The organism is Paucibacter sediminis, from assembly GCF_030254645.1.
Lineage (GTDB): Bacteria > Pseudomonadota > Gammaproteobacteria > Burkholderiales > Burkholderiaceae_C > Paucibacter_B > Paucibacter_B sediminis.
In genome coordinates, this window is sequence record NZ_CP116346.1 from 3,614,479 (window position 1) to 3,632,021 (window position 17,543).

General features: G+C 66.8%; 22 protein-coding genes. 17 read left to right on the forward strand and 5 right to left on the reverse strand.

Annotated features, from left to right (window positions below; all coding sequences use genetic code 11):
• Positions 1–55 precede the first annotated feature (55 nt).
• On the forward strand, positions 56–865 hold the full coding sequence (locus PFX98_RS16715; RefSeq protein ID WP_285231619.1) for a substrate-binding periplasmic protein: 810 nt from the start codon (positions 56–58) through the stop codon (positions 863–865).
• 9 nt (positions 866–874) lie between these two features.
• Here PFX98_RS16715 and argF read toward each other — a convergent pair whose 3' ends face one another.
• Together argF and PFX98_RS16725 are read right to left on the reverse strand one after the other, a co-directional pair.
• Positions 875–1,837 carry an ornithine carbamoyltransferase gene (argF, locus tag PFX98_RS16720; RefSeq protein ID WP_285231620.1) on the reverse strand — a complete coding sequence of 321 codons (963 nt, stop codon included), beginning with the start codon at positions 1,835–1,837 and terminating at the stop codon, positions 875–877.
• Entirely contained in the window at positions 1,834–3,045 is a 1,212-nt protein-coding gene (locus PFX98_RS16725; protein ID WP_285231621.1) for an aspartate aminotransferase family protein, read from the reverse strand. Before PFX98_RS16725 ends, argF begins: the two co-directional genes overlap by 4 nt.
• A gap of 227 nt (positions 3,046–3,272) precedes the next feature.
• Here PFX98_RS16725 and PFX98_RS16730 point away from each other — a divergent pair, with 227 nt between their 5' ends.
• The 4 genes from PFX98_RS16730 to PFX98_RS16740 all read left to right on the forward strand — a co-directional run bounded on the left by PFX98_RS16730 (position 3,273) and on the right by PFX98_RS16740 (position 5,726).
• Positions 3,273–3,602, forward strand: coding sequence for a DUF3579 domain-containing protein (locus PFX98_RS16730; protein ID WP_285231622.1), 330 nt, complete (start codon positions 3,273–3,275; stop codon positions 3,600–3,602).
• Positions 3,603–3,860: 258 nt separating this feature from the next.
• A complete protein-coding gene (locus tag PFX98_RS24675) occupies positions 3,861–4,253 on the forward strand; it encodes a M14 family metallopeptidase (protein WP_342399154.1) in 393 nt (130 codons plus the stop codon).
• The gene (locus PFX98_RS24680) at positions 4,244–4,903 is read left to right on the forward strand and encodes a M14 family metallopeptidase (protein WP_342399155.1); all 660 of its coding nucleotides are present in this window, start codon (positions 4,244–4,246) and stop codon (positions 4,901–4,903) included. The genes PFX98_RS24675 and PFX98_RS24680 overlap by 10 nt, the downstream gene beginning before the upstream one ends.
• Positions 4,869–5,726 (forward strand): alpha/beta fold hydrolase, encoded by an 858-nt coding sequence (locus PFX98_RS16740; RefSeq protein ID WP_285231623.1) that lies wholly within the window; start codon positions 4,869–4,871, stop codon positions 5,724–5,726. The genes PFX98_RS24680 and PFX98_RS16740 overlap by 35 nt, the downstream gene beginning before the upstream one ends.
• A 45-nt stretch (positions 5,727–5,771) precedes the next feature.
• Here PFX98_RS16740 and rpsT read toward each other — a convergent pair whose 3' ends face one another.
• On the reverse strand, positions 5,772–6,068 hold the full coding sequence (rpsT, locus tag PFX98_RS16745) for a 30S ribosomal protein S20 (protein WP_285231624.1): 297 nt from the start codon (positions 6,066–6,068) through the stop codon (positions 5,772–5,774).
• Between the two features lie 143 nt (positions 6,069–6,211).
• On the opposite strand from rpsT, the gene murJ reads away from it, so the two are divergent.
• The 10 genes from murJ (at position 6,212) to PFX98_RS16795 (ending at position 15,391) form a co-directional block, all read left to right on the forward strand.
• A complete protein-coding gene (murJ, locus tag PFX98_RS16750; protein WP_285231625.1) occupies positions 6,212–7,774 on the forward strand; it encodes a murein biosynthesis integral membrane protein MurJ in 1,563 nt (520 codons plus the stop codon).
• Positions 7,775–7,783: 9 nt separating this feature from the next.
• Complete coding sequence (locus PFX98_RS16755; RefSeq protein WP_285231626.1) at positions 7,784–8,662, forward strand: SirB1 family protein; 879 nt, start codon at positions 7,784–7,786, stop codon at positions 8,660–8,662.
• 66 nt (positions 8,663–8,728) lie between these two features.
• Positions 8,729–9,790 carry an AI-2E family transporter gene (locus tag PFX98_RS16760; protein WP_285231627.1) on the forward strand — a complete coding sequence of 354 codons (1,062 nt, stop codon included), beginning with the start codon at positions 8,729–8,731 and terminating at the stop codon, positions 9,788–9,790.
• A 29-nt stretch (positions 9,791–9,819) separates the two neighbouring features.
• Positions 9,820–10,503, forward strand: coding sequence for a DnaA regulatory inactivator Hda (hda, locus tag PFX98_RS16765; protein WP_285231628.1), 684 nt, complete (start codon positions 9,820–9,822; stop codon positions 10,501–10,503).
• Positions 10,500–11,168 carry a histidinol-phosphatase gene (locus tag PFX98_RS16770; RefSeq protein WP_285231629.1) on the forward strand — a complete coding sequence of 223 codons (669 nt, stop codon included), beginning with the start codon at positions 10,500–10,502 and terminating at the stop codon, positions 11,166–11,168. Before hda ends, PFX98_RS16770 begins: the two co-directional genes overlap by 4 nt.
• Positions 11,165–12,721 (forward strand): polynucleotide adenylyltransferase PcnB, encoded by a 1,557-nt coding sequence (gene pcnB / locus PFX98_RS16775; protein ID WP_285231630.1) that lies wholly within the window; start codon positions 11,165–11,167, stop codon positions 12,719–12,721. The genes PFX98_RS16770 and pcnB overlap by 4 nt, the downstream gene beginning before the upstream one ends.
• Before the next feature lie 2 nt (positions 12,722–12,723).
• A complete protein-coding gene (folK, locus tag PFX98_RS16780; protein WP_285231631.1) occupies positions 12,724–13,218 on the forward strand; it encodes a 2-amino-4-hydroxy-6-hydroxymethyldihydropteridine diphosphokinase in 495 nt (164 codons plus the stop codon).
• Between the two features lie 9 nt (positions 13,219–13,227).
• Positions 13,228–13,584 (forward strand): DMT family protein, encoded by a 357-nt coding sequence (locus PFX98_RS16785; protein WP_285231632.1) that lies wholly within the window; start codon positions 13,228–13,230, stop codon positions 13,582–13,584.
• Between the two features lie 135 nt (positions 13,585–13,719).
• Positions 13,720–14,367 (forward strand): DUF47 domain-containing protein, encoded by a 648-nt coding sequence (locus PFX98_RS16790; protein ID WP_285231633.1) that lies wholly within the window; start codon positions 13,720–13,722, stop codon positions 14,365–14,367.
• A 13-nt stretch (positions 14,368–14,380) separates the two neighbouring features.
• A complete protein-coding gene (locus PFX98_RS16795; RefSeq protein ID WP_285231634.1) occupies positions 14,381–15,391 on the forward strand; it encodes an inorganic phosphate transporter in 1,011 nt (336 codons plus the stop codon).
• A gap of 64 nt (positions 15,392–15,455) precedes the next feature.
• Here PFX98_RS16795 and PFX98_RS16800 read toward each other — a convergent pair whose 3' ends face one another.
• Complete coding sequence (locus tag PFX98_RS16800; protein ID WP_285231635.1) at positions 15,456–15,902, reverse strand: TM2 domain-containing protein; 447 nt, start codon at positions 15,900–15,902, stop codon at positions 15,456–15,458.
• Complete coding sequence (locus tag PFX98_RS16805; RefSeq protein WP_285231636.1) at positions 15,899–16,459, reverse strand: GNAT family N-acetyltransferase; 561 nt, start codon at positions 16,457–16,459, stop codon at positions 15,899–15,901. The genes PFX98_RS16800 and PFX98_RS16805 overlap by 4 nt, the downstream gene beginning before the upstream one ends.
• A gap of 190 nt (positions 16,460–16,649) precedes the next feature.
• Here PFX98_RS16805 and rpsP point away from each other — a divergent pair, with 190 nt between their 5' ends.
• Together rpsP and rimM are read left to right on the forward strand one after the other, a co-directional pair.
• On the forward strand, positions 16,650–16,907 hold the full coding sequence (rpsP, locus tag PFX98_RS16810; RefSeq protein WP_285231637.1) for a 30S ribosomal protein S16: 258 nt from the start codon (positions 16,650–16,652) through the stop codon (positions 16,905–16,907).
• A gap of 2 nt (positions 16,908–16,909) precedes the next feature.
• Positions 16,910–17,521 carry a ribosome maturation factor RimM gene (gene rimM, locus PFX98_RS16815; protein ID WP_285231638.1) on the forward strand — a complete coding sequence of 204 codons (612 nt, stop codon included), beginning with the start codon at positions 16,910–16,912 and terminating at the stop codon, positions 17,519–17,521.
• The last annotated feature ends 22 nt before the right edge of the window (positions 17,522–17,543 follow it).

Consider the following 17,543-nt stretch of genomic DNA (forward strand, 5'->3'; position numbering starts at 1 on the left):
TCCTTGCCGCCCGCGGCTTCGGTTATCCTGCAACGAACAGGACGGCAGTACAGGCATGTGGCGCGTATTTGGACTGACAGCTCTTTTCACGCTCGCGCAAGGTGCCTGCGAGCTCAGCCTGGCGGCGTGCAGCCGCGTGATCGAGGCGCCGCTGGCCGCCGTGGGGCTGAGCGTCACTGTGGATGGGCGGCTGCCCGGCGGGGTCTATCCCGAGCTGTTGCGCGGCATTGCCAAGGAGGGCTGCGACTTCGCGTTCAGCGTGGTGCCGCGGGCGCGCCAGGAGGCCATGTTCGAGGCCGGCAAGGCGGATCTGCTGATACCGGCGAGCCGTTCCTCCCGGCGCGACCAGTTCGGGCTGTTCGTGCCGCTGATCTTCGCGCGCGCCACGCTGATCTCCCTGCGCAGCGAGCGTCCCGCCATCACCAGCCTGGATGAGCTGCTGGAGCGCAAGGAGCTGCGCGTCGCGCTGGTGCGGGGCTTCGACTATGGCGACGCCTACCGTTCCCTGCTGTCAGAGCTGCGCGAGCAGCGACGGCTCTCGCTGGAGGTGGATGCGCTGGCGGTGGCACGCTCGCTCAGCAGCGGCATGTCGGATCTGACCATCATGGCGCCCTCCATCCTGGTGGGCGCGATCTCGGCCGAGCCGCGCTACCAGGCCCTGCTGGAGCGGCTGCGCTATGAGCCGGTGGAGGAGCTGCCCTGGGCCGACAGCGGCGCCTATCTGTCGCGGGCCAGCCTCAGCGACGGCGATCGGGAGGCGCTGCGCGAACTGCTGGAGCGCAGCGCCAGGACGGGGGCAGTCTGGAAGGCGTTCCAGCGCAACTATCCCGCCGGCAGCCTGAACGGCAGCATCCGCCCTCGTTGAGGCCTTTGCTCAGCCGATGCGGCCGAGCAGCAGGTACTCCATGAGCGCCTTTTGCACGTGCATGCGGTTTTCCGCCTCGTCCCAGACCACCGACTGCGGCCCGTCGATCACGTCCGCCGCCACTTCCTCGCCGCGATGGGCCGGCAGGCAATGCATGAAGAGCGCGTCCGGCTTGGCCTGGGCCATCATGTCGGCGTCCACGCACCAGTCCGCGAAGGCGGCCCGGCGCGCCTCGTTCTCGGCCTCGTAACCCATGCTGGTCCAGACGTCGGTGGTCACCAGGTCGGCGCCACGGCAGGCTTCGTTGGGGTCCTTGAAGACCTTGTAGCAGGCGCGGTTCTGGATGCCGGCCACGGCCGGGTCCACTTCGTAGCCGCTGGGGGTGCTGACGTGCACGGTGAAGCCGAGGATCTCGGCCGCCTGCAGCCAGGTGTTGGCCATGTTGTTGCCATCGCCCACCCAGGCCACCACGCGACCCTTCAGACAGTCCATGTCGATGGCGCCGCGGCGGTCCATGCCGCGCGCCTCGATGAAGGTGAAGAGGTCGGCCAGGATCTGGCAGGGGTGGTACTCGTTGGTCAGGCCGTTGATCACCGGCACGCGCGAGTGCGCCGCAAAGCGCTCGATCTTGGTCTGCTCGAAGGTGCGGATCATGACGATGTCGACCATGCGGCTGATCACGCGCGCACTGTCTTCGATCGGCTCGGCCCGGCCCAGCTGGCTGTCGCCGGTGGTGAGGTGCACCACCGAACCGCCCATCTGGTACATGCCGGCCTCGAAGCTCACGCGGGTGCGTGTGCTGGCCTTCTCGAAGATCATCGCCAAGGTGCGGTCGGAGAGCGGCTGGTACTGCTCGTAGTTCTTGAAGCGCCGCTTGATGATGGCGGCACGCTCGAACAGATAGGCGTACTCCTCGGCGCGGAAGTCGCGGAATTGCAGGTAGTGGCGCATCAGGCTGTTCCCCGGCTTCATGCTGGCACCGCCAGAAAGTCCTTGATCACCGGCACCAGGATGGCAGCGATCTGGGCGGCCTCGTCGCTGCTCAGGATCAGTGCCGGCACCAGGCGCACCACGCGGTCGGCGGTGACGCTGATCATCAGCCCGGCCTCGGCCGCCTTGGCCAGCAGCGCGCCGGCCGGGCGGTCGAGCTCGATGCCCAGCATCAGGCCCTGGCCGCGGATCTCCACCACGCCGGCCACGCTAGCCAATCCCTGCGCCAGGCTGGCCTTGAGCTCGGCGCCGACCTTGGCGGCGTTGGCCAGCAGGCCTTCCTCTTCCATCAGGCGCAGCGTCTCGACGCCGGCGCGCATGGCCAGCGGATTGCCGCCAAAGGTGGTGCCATGGTTGCCCGGCTGCATCACCTTGGCGGCGCGCGGGCCGCACACCACCGCGCCGACGGGCACGCCGCTGCCCAGGCCCTTGGCCAGAGGCATCACATCCGGCTGGATGCCGGCCCATTGGTGGGCGAACCACTTGCCGGTGCGGCCGATGCCGCATTGCACCTCGTCCAGCATCAGCAGAATGTCGCGCGCGTCGCAGACGCGGCGCAGTGCCTGCAGGAACTCGATGCGCGCCGGGTTCACGCCGCCTTCGCCCTGGATGGTCTCCAGGAAGATGCCGGTGATGTTGGGATGGGCGTCGAGTGCGGCCTCGACGGCGGCGATGTCATTCAAGGGCACGCGCACAAAGCCGGGCACCAGCGGGCCGAAGCCGGCATGGATCTTGGGATTGGCGGTGGCCGAGAGCGTGGCGATGGAGCGGCCATGGAAGGCACCCTCGAACACCAGCAGCTCGGGATTGTGGTTGCCACGGTCGTGGCCGAACTTGCGCGCGATCTTCAGCGCGGCTTCGTTCGCTTCCAGGCCGGAATTGCAGAAGAACACATTCGTCAGGCCGGAGAGCTCGCAGAGCTTGGCGGCGAGTTGCTCCTGCAGCGGCACATGGTAGTAGTTGCTGGTGTGGATCAGCTTGGCAATCTGTTCCTGCAGCGCCGGCACCAGCTTGGGATGGGCATGCCCCAGGGTGTTGACCGCAATGCCGCCCAGCCCGTCCAGGTATCGTCGGCCGTCCACGTCCCAGACCCAGCAACCCTGACCATGCGACAGCGCGATTGGCAGTCGGCCATAGGTTTGCATCACATGCGGTTCGGACGGGGGCACGGACGATACGGCGGCGTTCATCAAGTCTCCATGAAAGGGGAGGGAACAAGAAGGGGACACCCGGCGCCAGCCGGGAGCGATCGATTCTAAGTGTGCATCGCAGCAAATCCGGGTTTGCGCGCACAAAGCCGCAGCGTCCCGCTGGAAAGTTCGCACTGCGCGATGGCTCGTGCTGCGGCGCAACACATCCAGGGCACAATAGCGGTTTCGCCGCGGCTGGTTGTTGCCGCGGCCGCCGCTTTCACGTCATGAGCCAGCCCCCCAAACCGCGCGAAGTCTTCATCCAGGGTGTGACCCTGGAGGGGCGCGCCTTCCGGCCGAGCGACTGGGCCGAGCGACTCGCCGGGGCGATGTCCTGCTTCCGCCCGGGCGGGGCCAAGGGTGGCATCGGGGCCCATATCGGCTACTCGCCCTACTGCGTGCCGCGCGTCATCAACGGCGTGAAATGCGTGATCGTCAACGAAGAGCTGAAGAGCATCGAGCCGATGGCCTGGGACTTCGTGATGAACTTCGCCCGCGACAACCACCTGCAGGTGGCCGAGGCCTGCCTGTTGCCCGAGCGCTCTGAACGGCCCTAGCGGCGCCGCGCGCGCTCATCGGCGGCGCCAGCCTGCCCACTGCAGTGCGAACAGCTCCCTCACGCCCTGACAGCAGGCCCTCAGCAATCCCCATCGACAGGCGGCTGTGTTGGCGCTTGGTAGAGAGGGGCCGGGTGATGTGATGTCCATGTGGCGCCAGCCTGCCACCGCGTGATGACGGCTTGATGTCGTGGTTGATCCAATCGGCTCATGGTGGACCGGCCGCGGTATGACTATGCTGCAGCGCTTTGCATCGCGATGGCAACAGAACTCGGGGTGGCGGGTGGCGACAGCGTGGCGCGGGATCTGCTGGACGAGGTCCGGCTCCTGGCCGAACAAGGTCGGCCCCATGTGGAGTTGCGTCAGCTCGGCGAAGTGCAGGCTGCCGGTCAGTGTTTGCCGCTGTTGGCGTTGGTGCTTGGCAATCCGGCGCCGGACTGCCCGGCCGTAGGCTATTTCGGCGGCGTGCATGGACTCGAGCGCATAGGCATCGAGGTGGTGCTGGCTTTCCTGCGTAGCCTGGTGATGCGATTGCGCTGGGATGCCACCTTGCATGCGCAGTTGGCCGGGTTGCGCATGGTCTTCATGCCGCTGTCAATCCGGGCGGCTTGGCAAGAGGTACGCGCGCCAATCCACAAGGTGTGGACCTGATGCGCAATGCGCCAGTGGATGCCAGCGCCCCTGTGCCCTGGCTGTTGGGCGGTCAACGTCTGAGCGCCCGCCTGCCTTGGTACCGTGGACCGCGCGGGCAGGGCATGCAGCCCGAGAGCCAGGCCTTGTGCGACCTGGTCGAGACCGAGTTGTTGAGCCACCGCGTCGCGCTGAGCGTTGACTGCCATTCCGGTTTTGGCATGCTCGATCGCATCTGGTTTCCCTTTGCAGGCACGGCGCGGCCGCTGGCGCATCTGGCGGAGATGCATGCCTTGAGCGAAATTTTGGATCAGACGTTGGCGCAACACCGCTATGTGTTCGAGCCCCAGAGTCGGCAATATCTGACGCATGGCGACCTCTGGGATCACCTCTATTTGCGATCCCAGGCCCAGCCGGATCGGATGCTGCTACCCTTGACCCTCGAAATGGGCTCATGGCTGTGGGTCAAGAAGAATCCTCGCCAGCTATTCTCGAGGCAGGGGATCTTCAATCCCCAGGTTCAGCACCGGCAGCAGCGGGTCTTGCGGCGGCATCTCGCCTGGTTGGATTTTCTGGCCCGGGCCGCCTGCGGTGCGGCGGGTTGGTTGCCGGCTGGTGATCAACGCCCGGTGCATCATGAGCGTGCCGTGGAGCGTTGGTATCGTCGTTGAGGGCAATGAGGTGGGGATGACCCAGCCAGTCACCTGGATTTTGTTGCGCGGCCTCACTCGGGAGAGCGGACATTGGGGCAGTTTTCCCAGTGTGCTGGAGGCCGAACTGCAGCGGCAGCAGCCGGGCGTCGTGCTGGAGTTGCTAGACCTGCCGGGCAACGGCAGCATGCACCGCTTGACCAGCCCCAGTCGGGTGGACGATATGGTGGAAGTGTGCCGCGACGAAATGCTGCGCCGTGGTATTCCGCCCCCGTATCACCTGCTGGCAATGTCCTTGGGCGCGATGGTGGTGAGCGATTGGATGCGGCGCTACCCGGAGGAGGTGTCCGGCTCGGTGCTGATCAACACCAGCTTGCGGCCCTTCAGCCCCTTCTTCCGGCGTTTGCGGCCCAGCAATTACTGGCCCTTGCTGATGCTGAGCCTGTTCAGGGTCAGCCTGCGCCAGCGCGAGGCCAAGGTGTTGGCGCTGACGACTCGCCTGCTCGATCAACCCGATTCGGTGCTCAACACCTGGGTTGAGTTGCAGCGCAGTCATCCGGTCGGGCGGCGCAATGCGTTGCGGCAATTGCTTGCGGCGATGCGCTATCGCGCCAGTTATGCCAAGCCGCGCGCGCCCATGCTGCTGCTATGCAGCAAGGGTGACGAATTGGTGGATTGGCGCTGCTCCCAGGCGATCAGCCGGGCCTGGGGGGTACCGCTGCGTCTGCATGCAAACGCGGGCCATGATCTGCCCCTGGATGATGGCGGCTGGGTGGCGCGGTCGGTGGCTGACTGGCTGCGTGCTCAGCAAGTGCTGGCGCCGGTCGATATGATGCCCAAGTAAAAAGGTCCGCCGAAGCGGACCTTTTGCTTTGCACCAGGCTGGCTATTAGGCGGCCAGGGCCTTGATCTTGGCCGACAGACGGCTCTTGTGACGAGCAGCCTTGTTCTTGTGGAAGATGCCCTTGTCAGCGACCGAATCGATCACTTGCTGGGCGGTCTTGAACAATTCAGCAGCCTTGGTCTTGTCGCCAGCGACCACGGCCTTTTGCACGTTCTTCACGACCGTGCGGAATTTGGAACGCAGTGCCGTATTGGCAGCGTTGAGCTTGACGTCCTGGCGGGCGCGCTTGCGGCCCGATGCCAAACGGACGGTTTTCTTCTTGGCTTTGGAAGAGCTTGCCATGTTATAGGTCTACCAGTTGGTGCAAAGACCGCGAGTGTAGCACTTTTCTAGCGGTGATCAAAGACTTGAAGCGATTTGTCGACCAGCCCGGGCGCAAATAGATAATGCGCCGGCCGTCGAATGGCCGGCAAACCCCGTTCCCCATGAATCTGCTGCGCGCCGCTTCCCTTGTTTCCATCCTGACCCTTGCGTCGCGCGTCACCGGCCTGGTGCGTGAGCAGATGGTGGCGGCGCTGTTTGGCGCCAGTGCCATCACCGACGCCTTTCAGGTGGCCTTCCGCATTCCCAATATGCTGCGCCGACTGTTCGCAGAGGGCGCGTTCTCCCAGGCCTTTGTGCCGGTGCTGGCCGCGACCCGAGCCAAGGAGGGTGATGCCGCCACCGGCCTGCTCATCAGCGCCGTGGCCACCGCGCTGGCCTGGACGCTGCTGCTGACCTGCCTGCTGGGCGTGCTAGGCGCGCCGCTGCTGGTGTGGCTGCTGGGCGCCGGGCTGGCGGACGATGCGCGCCGCGCCGCCATCGTCATGACGCGCTGGATGTTTCCCTACATCGGCTGCATGTCGCTGGTGGCGCTGGCGGCGGGCATTCTCAACACCTGGAAGCGCTTCATGGTGCCGGCGGTCACGCCGGTGCTGCTGAACCTGTCGGTGATCGCCGCGGGCTGGCTGCTCGCGCCGCGCTTGCAGACCATGGGCTACCAGCCCATCTACGCCATGGCGATCGGGGTGATGCTCGGCGGCGTGTTGCAGTTGGCGGTGCAGATTCCGGCGCTGCGCCGGCTGGGTCTGTTGCCGCACCTGGGCCTGAGCTGGGGCGGCCTGCGGCGCGCCTGGCAGCACCCCGGCGTGGGCCAGATCCTGCGCCAGATGGGGCCGGCGCTGCTGGGCGTGGGCGTGGCCCAGCTGTCCCTGGTCATCAATACGCAGATCGCGATCTGGGTGGCGCCCGGCGCCGCCTCCTGGCTGACCTATGCCGACCGCCTGATGGAGTTTCCGATCGCCTTGCTGGGCGTGGCACTGGGCGTGGTGCTGACGCCGCAGCTCTCGGCCGCCCAGGCCAAGGGCGAGACGGCCCAGTACTCGGCCATGCTGGACTGGGGGCTGCGCATGGTCTTGCTGCTGGCTCTGCCTTGCGCGGTGGCGCTGCTGTTGTTTGCCGGCCCGATGGTGGCGGTGCTGTATCACCGTGGGGCCTTCAAGGCCGACGATGTGCTGCACACCACTAGCGCGGTGATGGGTTATGGCGTGGGGTTGATCGGCCTGGTCGCGATCAAGGTGCTGGCGCCGGGCTTTTATGCGCGGCAAGACACGCGCACCCCGGTGCGCATTGCCGTCGGCGTGCTGGTGCTGACGCAGCTGCTGAACGCCTGTTTCGTGCCCTGGCTGGGGGCTGCCGGCCTGGCGCTCTCGATCGGCCTGGCGGCTCTGGTGAATGCCGGCCTGCTGTTGCGCGGGCTGCGTGCGCGCGGCAGCTACACGCCCGCGCCGGGTTGGTTGCCCTTTGCCCTGCGCGTGCTGCTGGCCAGCCTGGCGATGGGGCTACTGCAGCATCAGCTGGCCGTGCGGCTGGACTGGGTGGCGCTGGGGGCCACCGAGCTGTGGCGCGCCCTGTACATGGCGGGCAGCCTGGCGGCTTCGGCGCTGCTGTACTTCGCGGTGCTGATCTTGAGCGGATTGAAGCTGCGCCAATTCGTGCGGCGCGCATAAACTCGGCCCATGAGTGCCTCCCTGAGCCTGCGTGCGCCAACGCCGCTGGAATACTTTGCGGCCCTGGTGGCCGACGAGCAGAGCCTGAACCTGCTTGAGGCGGCCATCACCATCGCCCAGGACGAATTCCCGCAGCTGGACGTGCAGCAGGTGCTGGCCGAGGTCGATACCCTGGCGCAGCGCCTGAAGCGGCGTTTGCCGGCCGATGCCGCCGCCGCCTACCGGCTGCGCGCGCTCAACCAGTACTTCCATCAGGAGCTGGGCTTCGCCGGCAACGTCAACAACTACTACGAGGCGGGCAACAGCTTTGTGCACCATGTGCTGGCCACCAGGCGCGGCATTCCCATCACCCTGGCGGTGATCTACATGGAGCTGGCGGCGCAGATCGGCTTGCGCGTGCAGGGCGTGGCCTTCCCCGGGCACTTCCTGCTCAAGCTGCGCCTGCCGCAGGGCGAGGTGGTGCTGGATCCCTTCAGCGGCCGCTCGCTGACGCGCAATGCGCTGGAGGAATTCCTGCTGCCCTACCGGCATGGCGCCGGCCTGCCGGACGACCAGGAGTTGCCCATGGAGCTGTTCCTGCAGGCCGCCAGCCCGCGCCAGGTGCTGGCCCGCATGCTGCGCAACCTGAAGGAAATCCACCGCTCGGGCCAGGACTGGCCGCGCCTGCTGCAGGTGCAGCAGCGCCTCGTCACCCTGCTGCCCGGCGAGGCTGCCGAGTGCCGCGACCGCGCCATGACCTGGTTCGCGCTGGGGGACTTGCAGGCGGCGGCGGTGGATCTGGCGCATTACCTCGCCGAGGTGCCGGATGCGCCGGACCGGCAGGCGCTGGAGGCCATGCTGCAGGAGTGGCGTGCCAAATGTGCCAGGGGCGGCCCCACCTTGCACTGAGCGTGAAGGGGCGCCGCGCACTTAGAATCCGCGCCGCAAGCCCCCACCATCTCCCGGCCATCCCCTATGACGCTCAGTACCCCGCAACGCCATGCCCTGGCCTGGGCCGCCCTGGCCCTGTTGGCATTGGCGCTGCTGCGGTTGCTGCAGCCGGTGCTGGCCCCCTTCATCGCCGCGGCGGTGCTGGCCTATGCGCTGACGCCGGCGGTCGAGTTGCTGGTGCGCCGGCGCGTGCCGCGCCTGCTGGCCGTGCTGCTGGTGGAGGTGGTGGCGGTGTTGCTGGTGCTGGCCCTGCTGCTGCTGATCGTGCCCATCCTCAGCAAGGAACTGCCGCTTCTGCGCGAGCAGATCCCGGTGCTGGCGAACGCCCTCAACGCCCATGTGCTGCCCTGGTTGCAGCAGCATGGCATCAACGCGGCGCTGGACACCGCCAGCATCAAGAGCTTTGTGCTCAAGTACCTGGACGCCAATCTGGAAGACTGGCTGGCCACGGCGCTGAGTTCGGCGCGCATCGGCGGCAGCTTCTTGCTGGCCATCGTCGGCAATGCGGTGCTGCTGCCGGTGGTGCTGTTCTACCTCTTGCACGACTGGCCCGAGCTGATGCGGCGCGCCTGGTCCATGGTGCCGCCGCGCATGCGCGAGCGCGTCGGCGGTTTTCTGGGCGAATGCGACCAGATGCTGGGGCAATACCTGCGTGGCCAATTGCTGGTGATGCTGATCCTGGCCGCCTACTACAGCGTTGCGCTGGCGCTGGCCGGCTTCGAGCTGGCACTGCCGGTGGGCGTGTTCACCGGTCTGGCCGTCTTCATTCCCTATCTGGGCTTCGGCCTGGGGCTCTTGCTGGCTCTGCTGGCGGGCGTGCTGCAGTTCGCGAGCCTGTATGGCCTGCTGGCGGTGGCGCTGATCTTCGGCCTTGGCCAGCTCATCGAGGGCTTTGCGCTCACCCCGCGCCTGGTGGGCGAGCGCATCGGCCTTTCGCCCTTGATGGTGATATTCGCCTTGCTGGCCTTCGGCCATTTGTTCGGCTTCCTGGGTGTCTTGATCGCCCTGCCGGTCAGCGCCCTGGGCGTGGTGGCCGGGCGCCGCGTGCGCGAGCTCTATCTGCGCAGCCCTCTCTACAAGGCTTGAGCGGCAATGAACCTGCAGTGACCACGCTCTTGAAACAGATTCCCCTCTCCCTCGGCCCCGAGCCGGTCTACAGCTTCGACAACTTCATGCCGGGTGCCAATGCGGCGGCGCTGGCGCAGCTGCACGCCTTGCAGCCCGGCGCGCCGCCGGTGTTTCTGTGGGGGCCGCCGGGCTGCGGCAAGACCCATGCCCTGAAGGCGCTGGCGCAGCGCTGGCAGCAGGGCGGCGCCCAGGTGGGCTGGTACGACGCCGACACCCCCTTGCCCTGGGAGCTGCCCGCCAATCCCAGCTTGCTGCTGCTGGATGACTGCGACCGTTTCGACGCCGGCCAGCAGCATGCCGCCTTCACGCTCTTCGTCGAGGCCGCCACCCATGGCCTGGCCGTGGTGGCCACCGGCACTGCACCGCCAGTGGACCTGGCGCTGCGCGAGGACCTGCGCAGCCGCCTCGGCTGGGGGCCCACCTTCGGCCTGCAGGCCTTGTCCGAGGCCGAGATGCGCGCGGTGCTGCGGCGCGAGGCGGATCGCCGCGGCATCTTCCTCGCCGACGAGGTGATGGACTATCTGCTGACCCGTTTTGCCCGCGATCTCAAGCACCTGATGAGCTTGCTGGATCGGCTGGATGAATTTGCCATGGCCAGCAAGCGCGCCGTCACCGTGCCCCTGCTGCGCCAGATGCTGACCGATGGAATGAGCGACGAGCAAGCCCCATGAACCTGACCCTCTTCGACCTGGACGGGACCCTGATCCCGATGGACTCCGACCATGCCTTTGGTGGCTTCATGGTGGAGATCGGCTGGGCCGACGGCGCCACCTGGGCGGCCCGCAACGACGAGTTCTACGCCCAGTACCAGGCCGGCCGCCTGGACCTGGACGCCTACATCGACTTTGCCACCTCGGTGTGGCGCTCGCGCCCCCTGGGCGATGCGCTGGCGATGCGCCGGCGTTTCATGGACGAGGTGCTGGCGCCGATGTTGCGCGACAATGCGCGGGCTCTGGTGCGCAAGCATCAGGAGGCGGGTGACCTGGTGGCCATCGTCACGGCCACCAATGAATTCGTCACCGCCCCGATCGCCGAGGCCTTTGGCGTGCCGCACCTGATCGCCGTGCAATTGCAGCGCGACGAGACGGGGCACTACACCGGCGCGGTGCAGGGTGTGCCCTCCTACCAGGCCGGCAAGATCACGCGCGTGCGGCAATGGCTGGCGGCCGAGGGCAGGGCCTGGGATGAGTTTGAACAGGTGCACTTCTACAGTGACTCGATGAATGATTTGCCCTTGTTGGAGTTGGTCAGCCACCCGGTGGCCACCAACCCGACCCCGGCCTTGCAGGCGCTCGCCCTTGAGCGCGGCTGGCCCATACTGAAGCTCTTTGCATGATCAAGAAATTCATAGACAAGCTGCTGGGCAAGCCCGGCGCCGCCAAGTCCGGCAAGACCGTGCTGGGCAAGCGCATCGAGGTGGGGCCGGCCGAACACGGCATCGACCCCGAGTTGCTCGACGAACGCGCGGTGCGCGTGGTCAAGACGCTGACCGAGGGCGGCTTCGAGGCCTATATCGTCGGTGGCGCGGTGCGCGACCTGCTGCTGGGCCGGCGTCCCAAGGATTTCGACGTGGCCACGAACGCCACGCCCGAGCAGGTCAAGGGCCTGTTCCGGCGTGCCTTCATCATCGGCCGGCGCTTTCGCATCGTGCACGTGGTCTACGGCCGCGGGCGCGAGCACGAGGTGATCGAGGTCTCGACCTTCCGCGCCCTGCTGGCCAACGAGTCGGCCGAGCAAGTGGCTGGCAACGAGAAGACCTCCAAGGATGAACTGGCCGGCAAGTCCCATGTGGTGGACGCCAGCGGCCGGGTGCTGCGCGACAACGTCTGGGGCCCGCAGATCGAGGATGCGGCGCGGCGCGACTTCACCGTCAACGCCATGTATTACGAGCCGGTCAAGCAGATGGTGGTGGACTACCACGGCGGCCTGGCCGACGCCAAGAAGCGCGTGCTGCGCATGATCGGCGACCCGGAAACGCGCTACCGCGAAGACCCGGTGCGCATCGTGCGTGCGGTGCGCTTCGCGGCCAAGCTGGGCTTCGAGCTGGAGCCCAAGACGCGCGCGCCGGTCAAGGCCTGCGCCCAGCTGCTGGCGAACGTGCCGATCTCGCGCCTGTTCGACGAGATGATCAAGCTGTTGCAGACCGGCCATTCGCTGGCCAGCCTGGAGGAGTTGCGCAAGCAAGGCCTGGCACGCGGCGTCTTCCCCATCCTGGATGCGGTGCTGGACGAGCAGGGCAATCTGCACGCGGGTGCGCGCGGCCAGTTCGTTCGCCGCGCCTTCGAGGACACCGACCGCCGCGTCGCCGAAGGGCGCAGCGTGGCACCGAGCTTCATGCTCGCCTGCATGCTCTGGCACGAGGTGCAGTCGCGCTGGCAGCGCCTGCGCGAGGCCGGCGAATCGCCCATCCCGGCGCTGCAGCAGGCCATTGATCTGGTGTTCGATGCCCGCATCGGCGACATCTCGGGCCGCGGCAAGCTGGCCGCCGACATGCGCGAGATCTGGATGATGCAGCCGCGCTTCGAGCGTCGCAGCGGCAACGGCCCCTACAGCCTGGTGGATCAGCCGCGCTACCGCGCCGGCTTCGATTTCCTGCTCCTGCGCGCCGAGGTCGGCGAGGTGGAGATGGGCCTGGTGGACTGGTGGGAAGACTTCGCGCTGGGCAGCGACGAGGAGCGCCGTGCCCTCATCGACGAGGCCCGCGAAGCCGACAAGGCGCGCCGCGGCAGCAAGGTGCATCAGCTGCCGCGCGGTGCCCTGAGTGGCCAGCCGCCGGCCGCTGAAGCCGAGGAGGGGGCCGAACCCCAGGCCGAAGGCGCCAGCGCGCCGGCGAAGAAACGCCGCCGTCGCCGCAAGCCGGCCAGCAAGGCGGCGCCGGCACAGGATTGAGCATGGAGCAGGCCTATATCGGCCTGGGCGCCAACCTCGGCGCGCTGCGTGCCACCCTGGAGGCGGCCCTGCGCGATCTGGATGCTCTGCCGCAGACGCGCGTGCTGGCGGTTTCCAGCGCCTACCGCAGCGCCGCCCTGGACTCCGACGGGCCCGATTACCTGAACGCCGTGGCGCGCATCGAGACCGGGCTCGCGCCGATGGAGCTGCTGGACGCGATGCAGGCCATCGAGCTCAAGCATGGGCGCGAGCGACCCTACCGCTACGCGCCGCGTACCCTGGATCTGGACCTGCTGATTCATGGCGATGCCAGCATGCAGCGGCCGCGCCTGGTGTTGCCGCATCCGCGCCTGCACGAGCGAGCCTTCGTGCTGCTGCCCCTGCTGGAGCTCGCACCGACCCTGAGCCTGCCCGTGCTGGGCCCCTTGGCGCCGCGCCTGGCCGGGCTGGCCGACCAGCGCGTGGAACGCGAGCCCCTGCCACTGAACTGGACCTGAAGGAACCTCATGTTCACCACCGCCGCCGGCTGGCAGACCCTCGGTCTGCTGATGCTGTCCAACCTCTTCATGACCTTCGCCTGGTACGGGCACCTGAAGGATCTGGCCGCCAAGCCCTGGTGGATCGCCGCCCTGGTGAGCTGGGGCATCGCCTTGTTCGAATACCTTCTGCAGGTGCCGGCCAACCGCATCGGCTATGGCGCCGGCTTCAGCCTGGCCCAGCTCAAGATCACCCAGGAGGTGGTGACGCTGGCGGTGTTCGTGCCCTTCTCGATGCTCTATATGGGGCAGGGTTTCCGCAGCGATTTCCTCTGGGCCGGCCTGTGCCTGATGGGGGCGGTGTACTTTATTTTCCGGGGTGCCTGAACGCGGCGGGGTTCGCTTGTGCGCTGCTCGCAATTACACTCCAGCCCGTGCCGCGTGACGCGGCGATGACATTTCCAAGAAATCTGCGTTGTTGGTGCGAGCTGGACACCTTGGTCCGGCACCTCAGGAGAACCCATGCTGTTTGGCAAGCTGCTGCCCCGAGAGGGCAATTTTTTCGAGCTCTTCAATGAGCACGGCGACAAGATCGCCTTGGGCGCGCGCGCCTTCATGTCCATGATCCAGAACTATGCGGATCCGCAGCTGCGCGAGAAATACGCGATCGAGGTTGACGACTACGAGCATCAGGCCGACCGCATCACCGCCGAGGTGAACCGCCTGCTGCACCGCACCTTCATCACCCCGATCGACCGCGAGCAGATCCACGGCCTGATCAATGCGATGGACGACATCCTGGACCTGCTGCAGGACTCCAGCGAAACCATGCAGCTCTACGATGTGCGCAGCATCCCGGAGGAAGTGCTGCGTCTGGGCGAGCTCTCGGCCAAGTGCTGCGAGCGCGTGCAACACGCGGTCTCCCTGCTGCCCAAGCTGAGCGAGCCCAAGACCGCCGAGGCGGCCATCAAGACCTGCGAAGAGATCGACAAGCTCGAGTCCGACGCCGACCGCGTGATGCGTGCCGCCATGTCCAAGCTGTTCCGCGAGCAGGAGGATGTGCGCGAGCTGATCAAGCTCAAGGCCATCTACGAGCAGCTCGAGTCGATCTCGGATCGCTGCGAGGATGTCGCCAACCTGATCGAGGGCATCGTCCTCGAGAACTCCTGATCGGATCCTCTTCATGGAATCGGTACAGGTAGCGTTCTGGGTCGTCGCAGTGCTGGTCGTGCTGGCCGTGCTGTTCGACTTCATGAACGGTTTTCACGACGCGGCCAACTCGATCGCCACCGTGGTGTCCACCGGCGTGCTGAAGCCGCAGCAGGCGGTCTTGTTTGCGGCCTTCTTCAACGTCATCGCGGTGGCCTTCTTCCAGCTCAAGGTGGCGGCAACCATCGGCAAGGGCATCGTCGACCCCGGCGTGGTCGATCACCATGTGATCTTCGGTGCGCTGATCGGCGCGATCTGCTGGAACGTCATCACCTGGTGGTACGGCATCCCCTCCAGCTCCTCGCATGCGCTGATCGGCGGCATCGTGGGCGCGGTGATCGCCAAGTCCGGCGCCGGCGCGCTGGTGGCCGGTGGCGTCGGCAAGACGGTGCTGTTCATCTTTCTCTCGCCGCTGCTGGGTTTCTTGCTGGGCTCCATCCTGATGGTGATCGTGGCCTGGGTGTTCAGGCGCAGCTCACCGCTGCGGGTGGACAACTGGTTCCGGCGCCTGCAGCTGGTCTCTGCCGGTCTCTACAGCCTGGGCCATGGCGGCAATGACGCGCAGAAGACCATCGGTCTGATCTGGATGCTGCTGGTGGCTTCGGGCTACGCGGCCGCGGCCGACAAGGCGCCGCCGAGCTGGGTGATCTGGGTCTGCTACACCGCCATCGGCATGGGCACCATGTTCGGCGGCTGGCGCATCGTGCAGACCATGGGTCAGAAGATCACCAAGCTCAAGCCGGTGGGCGGCTTCTGTGCCGAAACCGGTGGCGCCATCACGCTGTTCCTGGCCACCGCGCTGGGCGTGCCCGTGTCCACCACCCACACCATCACCGGCGCCATCGTCGGCGTGGGCTCGGTGCAGCGCGCCTCGGCGGTGCGCTGGGGCGTGGCCGGCAACATCGTCTGGGCCTGGATCTTCACCATCCCGGCCTCGGCCTTCGTCGCCGGTGTCTGCTACTGGGTGAGCTTCTCGCTGTTCTGAGCGCGCCGCGACCCGCCGCTGCAACAAGGCCCGCCGAGACTTGGTCTCGGGCGGGCCTTGGTCCTTATTGGCTGATCTCCTGCGCCGCGTCGACCTGGCTTTCGAAATAGCGCTGTGCGCTGAAGGCGATCGTGGTCATCAGGCAGGCGCCGCCCACCAGCAGGCAGCCCACCACGCCGATGATGGGTGCCCAGCCGGTGCGCCGTGGCGGCTGGCCCGGGTTGCGGTGGGCATCCCACTTCTCGTCGGGCGTGAGGCCGTAGACGATGCCGGTGAGCATGCTGATGCTCAGCATCAGCCCCAGGATGGGCATCAGCACCCAGGCCAGGCGGTCGTCTTGGCCCAGCAGGTCCATGCGCTGCACGCCGTACAGGCCCAGCAGGGTGGGCAGGGGATGCAGCCAGGCCAGCTTGTCGCCCAGGCCATGCAGGTAGAAGCGATGCAGGCCCAGGCTGCCGCCCGCGAAGGCCAGCCAGGTGGCGATGGTTTTGGATTTGTAGCCGCTGCTCATGCCTGGCCCTGTGCGGGGCTGCTCTGGTCGCCCTGGCCCAGTTGGCGCTGCATCAGCACCACGTCCAGCCAGCGGCCGAATTTCCAGCCCGCGGACTTGAGCAGGCCGGTGTGCTCGAAGCCCAGCGCGGCGTGCAGGCCGACCGAGCCGCGGTTCTCGGCATCGCCGATCACCGCCAGCATCTGGCGCGCGCCCAGCGCCTCGCAGCGTGCAACCAGCTCGGCCAGCAAGAGGCGGCCGATACCCTGGCCCTGGGCGGCGGGGGACAGGTAGATCGAGTCCTCCAAACAGAAACGGTAGGCCAGGCGAGGGCGGAAATAGTTGGCATAGGCGTAACCCAGCACCTGGCCATCGCACTCGGCCACCAGATAGGGCAGACCGCGGCTCAATACCTCGGCGCGGCGGCGCGACATCTCTGCCACATCGGGCACCTCGGTCTCGAAGGTGCCGGTGCCTTCCAGCACGGCCACCTGGTAAATCTGCTGGATGGCGGCCAGATCGGCCTCGTTGCTAGGGCGTAAGAGCAGGCTGGAGCCTGGTTTTTCTGGCGTCGTCATGGGATTTTGTGCATTGATGCTGGGGAATATCGCTGGGCCGAGTTTATAATGCCGGGTTTTGGTGCTGGTCGGTGGGGACGCCGGCGTATCTACAGCGCCATGCCATGGCGGTCATTGTGACCGCCGACCCGATCTGCTCGCCCTGAGTGTCTCCTGGTGCGGTGGAACGCTAAAGATCAAAGGAAACATCATGGTCGTGATTCGACTCGCACGCGGCGGCTCCAAGAAGCGCCCCTTCTACAACATCGTTGTGGCCAACAGCCAGCAGCGTCGTGACGGCCGCTTCATCGAGAAGGTCGGCTTCTACAACCCCGTGGCTTCCGGCGCTGCCGAGTCGCTGCGCGTGGCCACCGACCGCGTTGCCTACTGGACCGGCGTTGGCGCCCAGCTGTCGCCCACCGTGGCACGTCTGGTCGACCAGGCCAAGAAGGCTGTCGTCGCAGCCTGAGCTTGACGGTGACGCCCACTGACAACCGCCCCGCCGCGAACGCCTCTGACGAGACGGCGTGGCCGGCTGACGCGGTTGAAGTCGGGCGTGTGCTGGACGCCTGGGGTATCAAGGGCTGGATTCGCGTCCAGGCCTATTCCACCGATCCCCAGGCGCTGTTCGCGTCGCGCCGCTGGTTTCTGAAACCCGGCGACGCCGCACTGGGAGCGAAGGCGCAAGCCGTTCCCTCCCTGCTCAAGATTCTCGCGGTACGAGATCACGGCGATGGCATCGTGGCCAACGTCGAAGGCATCTCGGATCGCAATGCTGCCGAAGCCCTGCGCGGCGCCAGCATCCACATCTCCCGCGCCAAATTCCCGTCCTCGGACCCGGATGAGTATTACTGGGTCGATCTGATCGGCCTCACGGTGCTGAACCGCCAAGGCGAAACCCTGGGCGAGGTGATCGGATTGATGGAAACCGGCCCGCACAGCGTGCTGCGCATCGCGCCGCCCGGCCTCACGCCGCCGATCAAGCCCGACCAGGAGCGCTTGGTTCCCTTCGTGGCCGCCTTCGTCGACGCTGTCGACCTGGAGCAGCGCGTCATCACGGTGGACTGGGGCCTGGACTTCTGAGTCCCGGCGCCGCAGCGCAGGC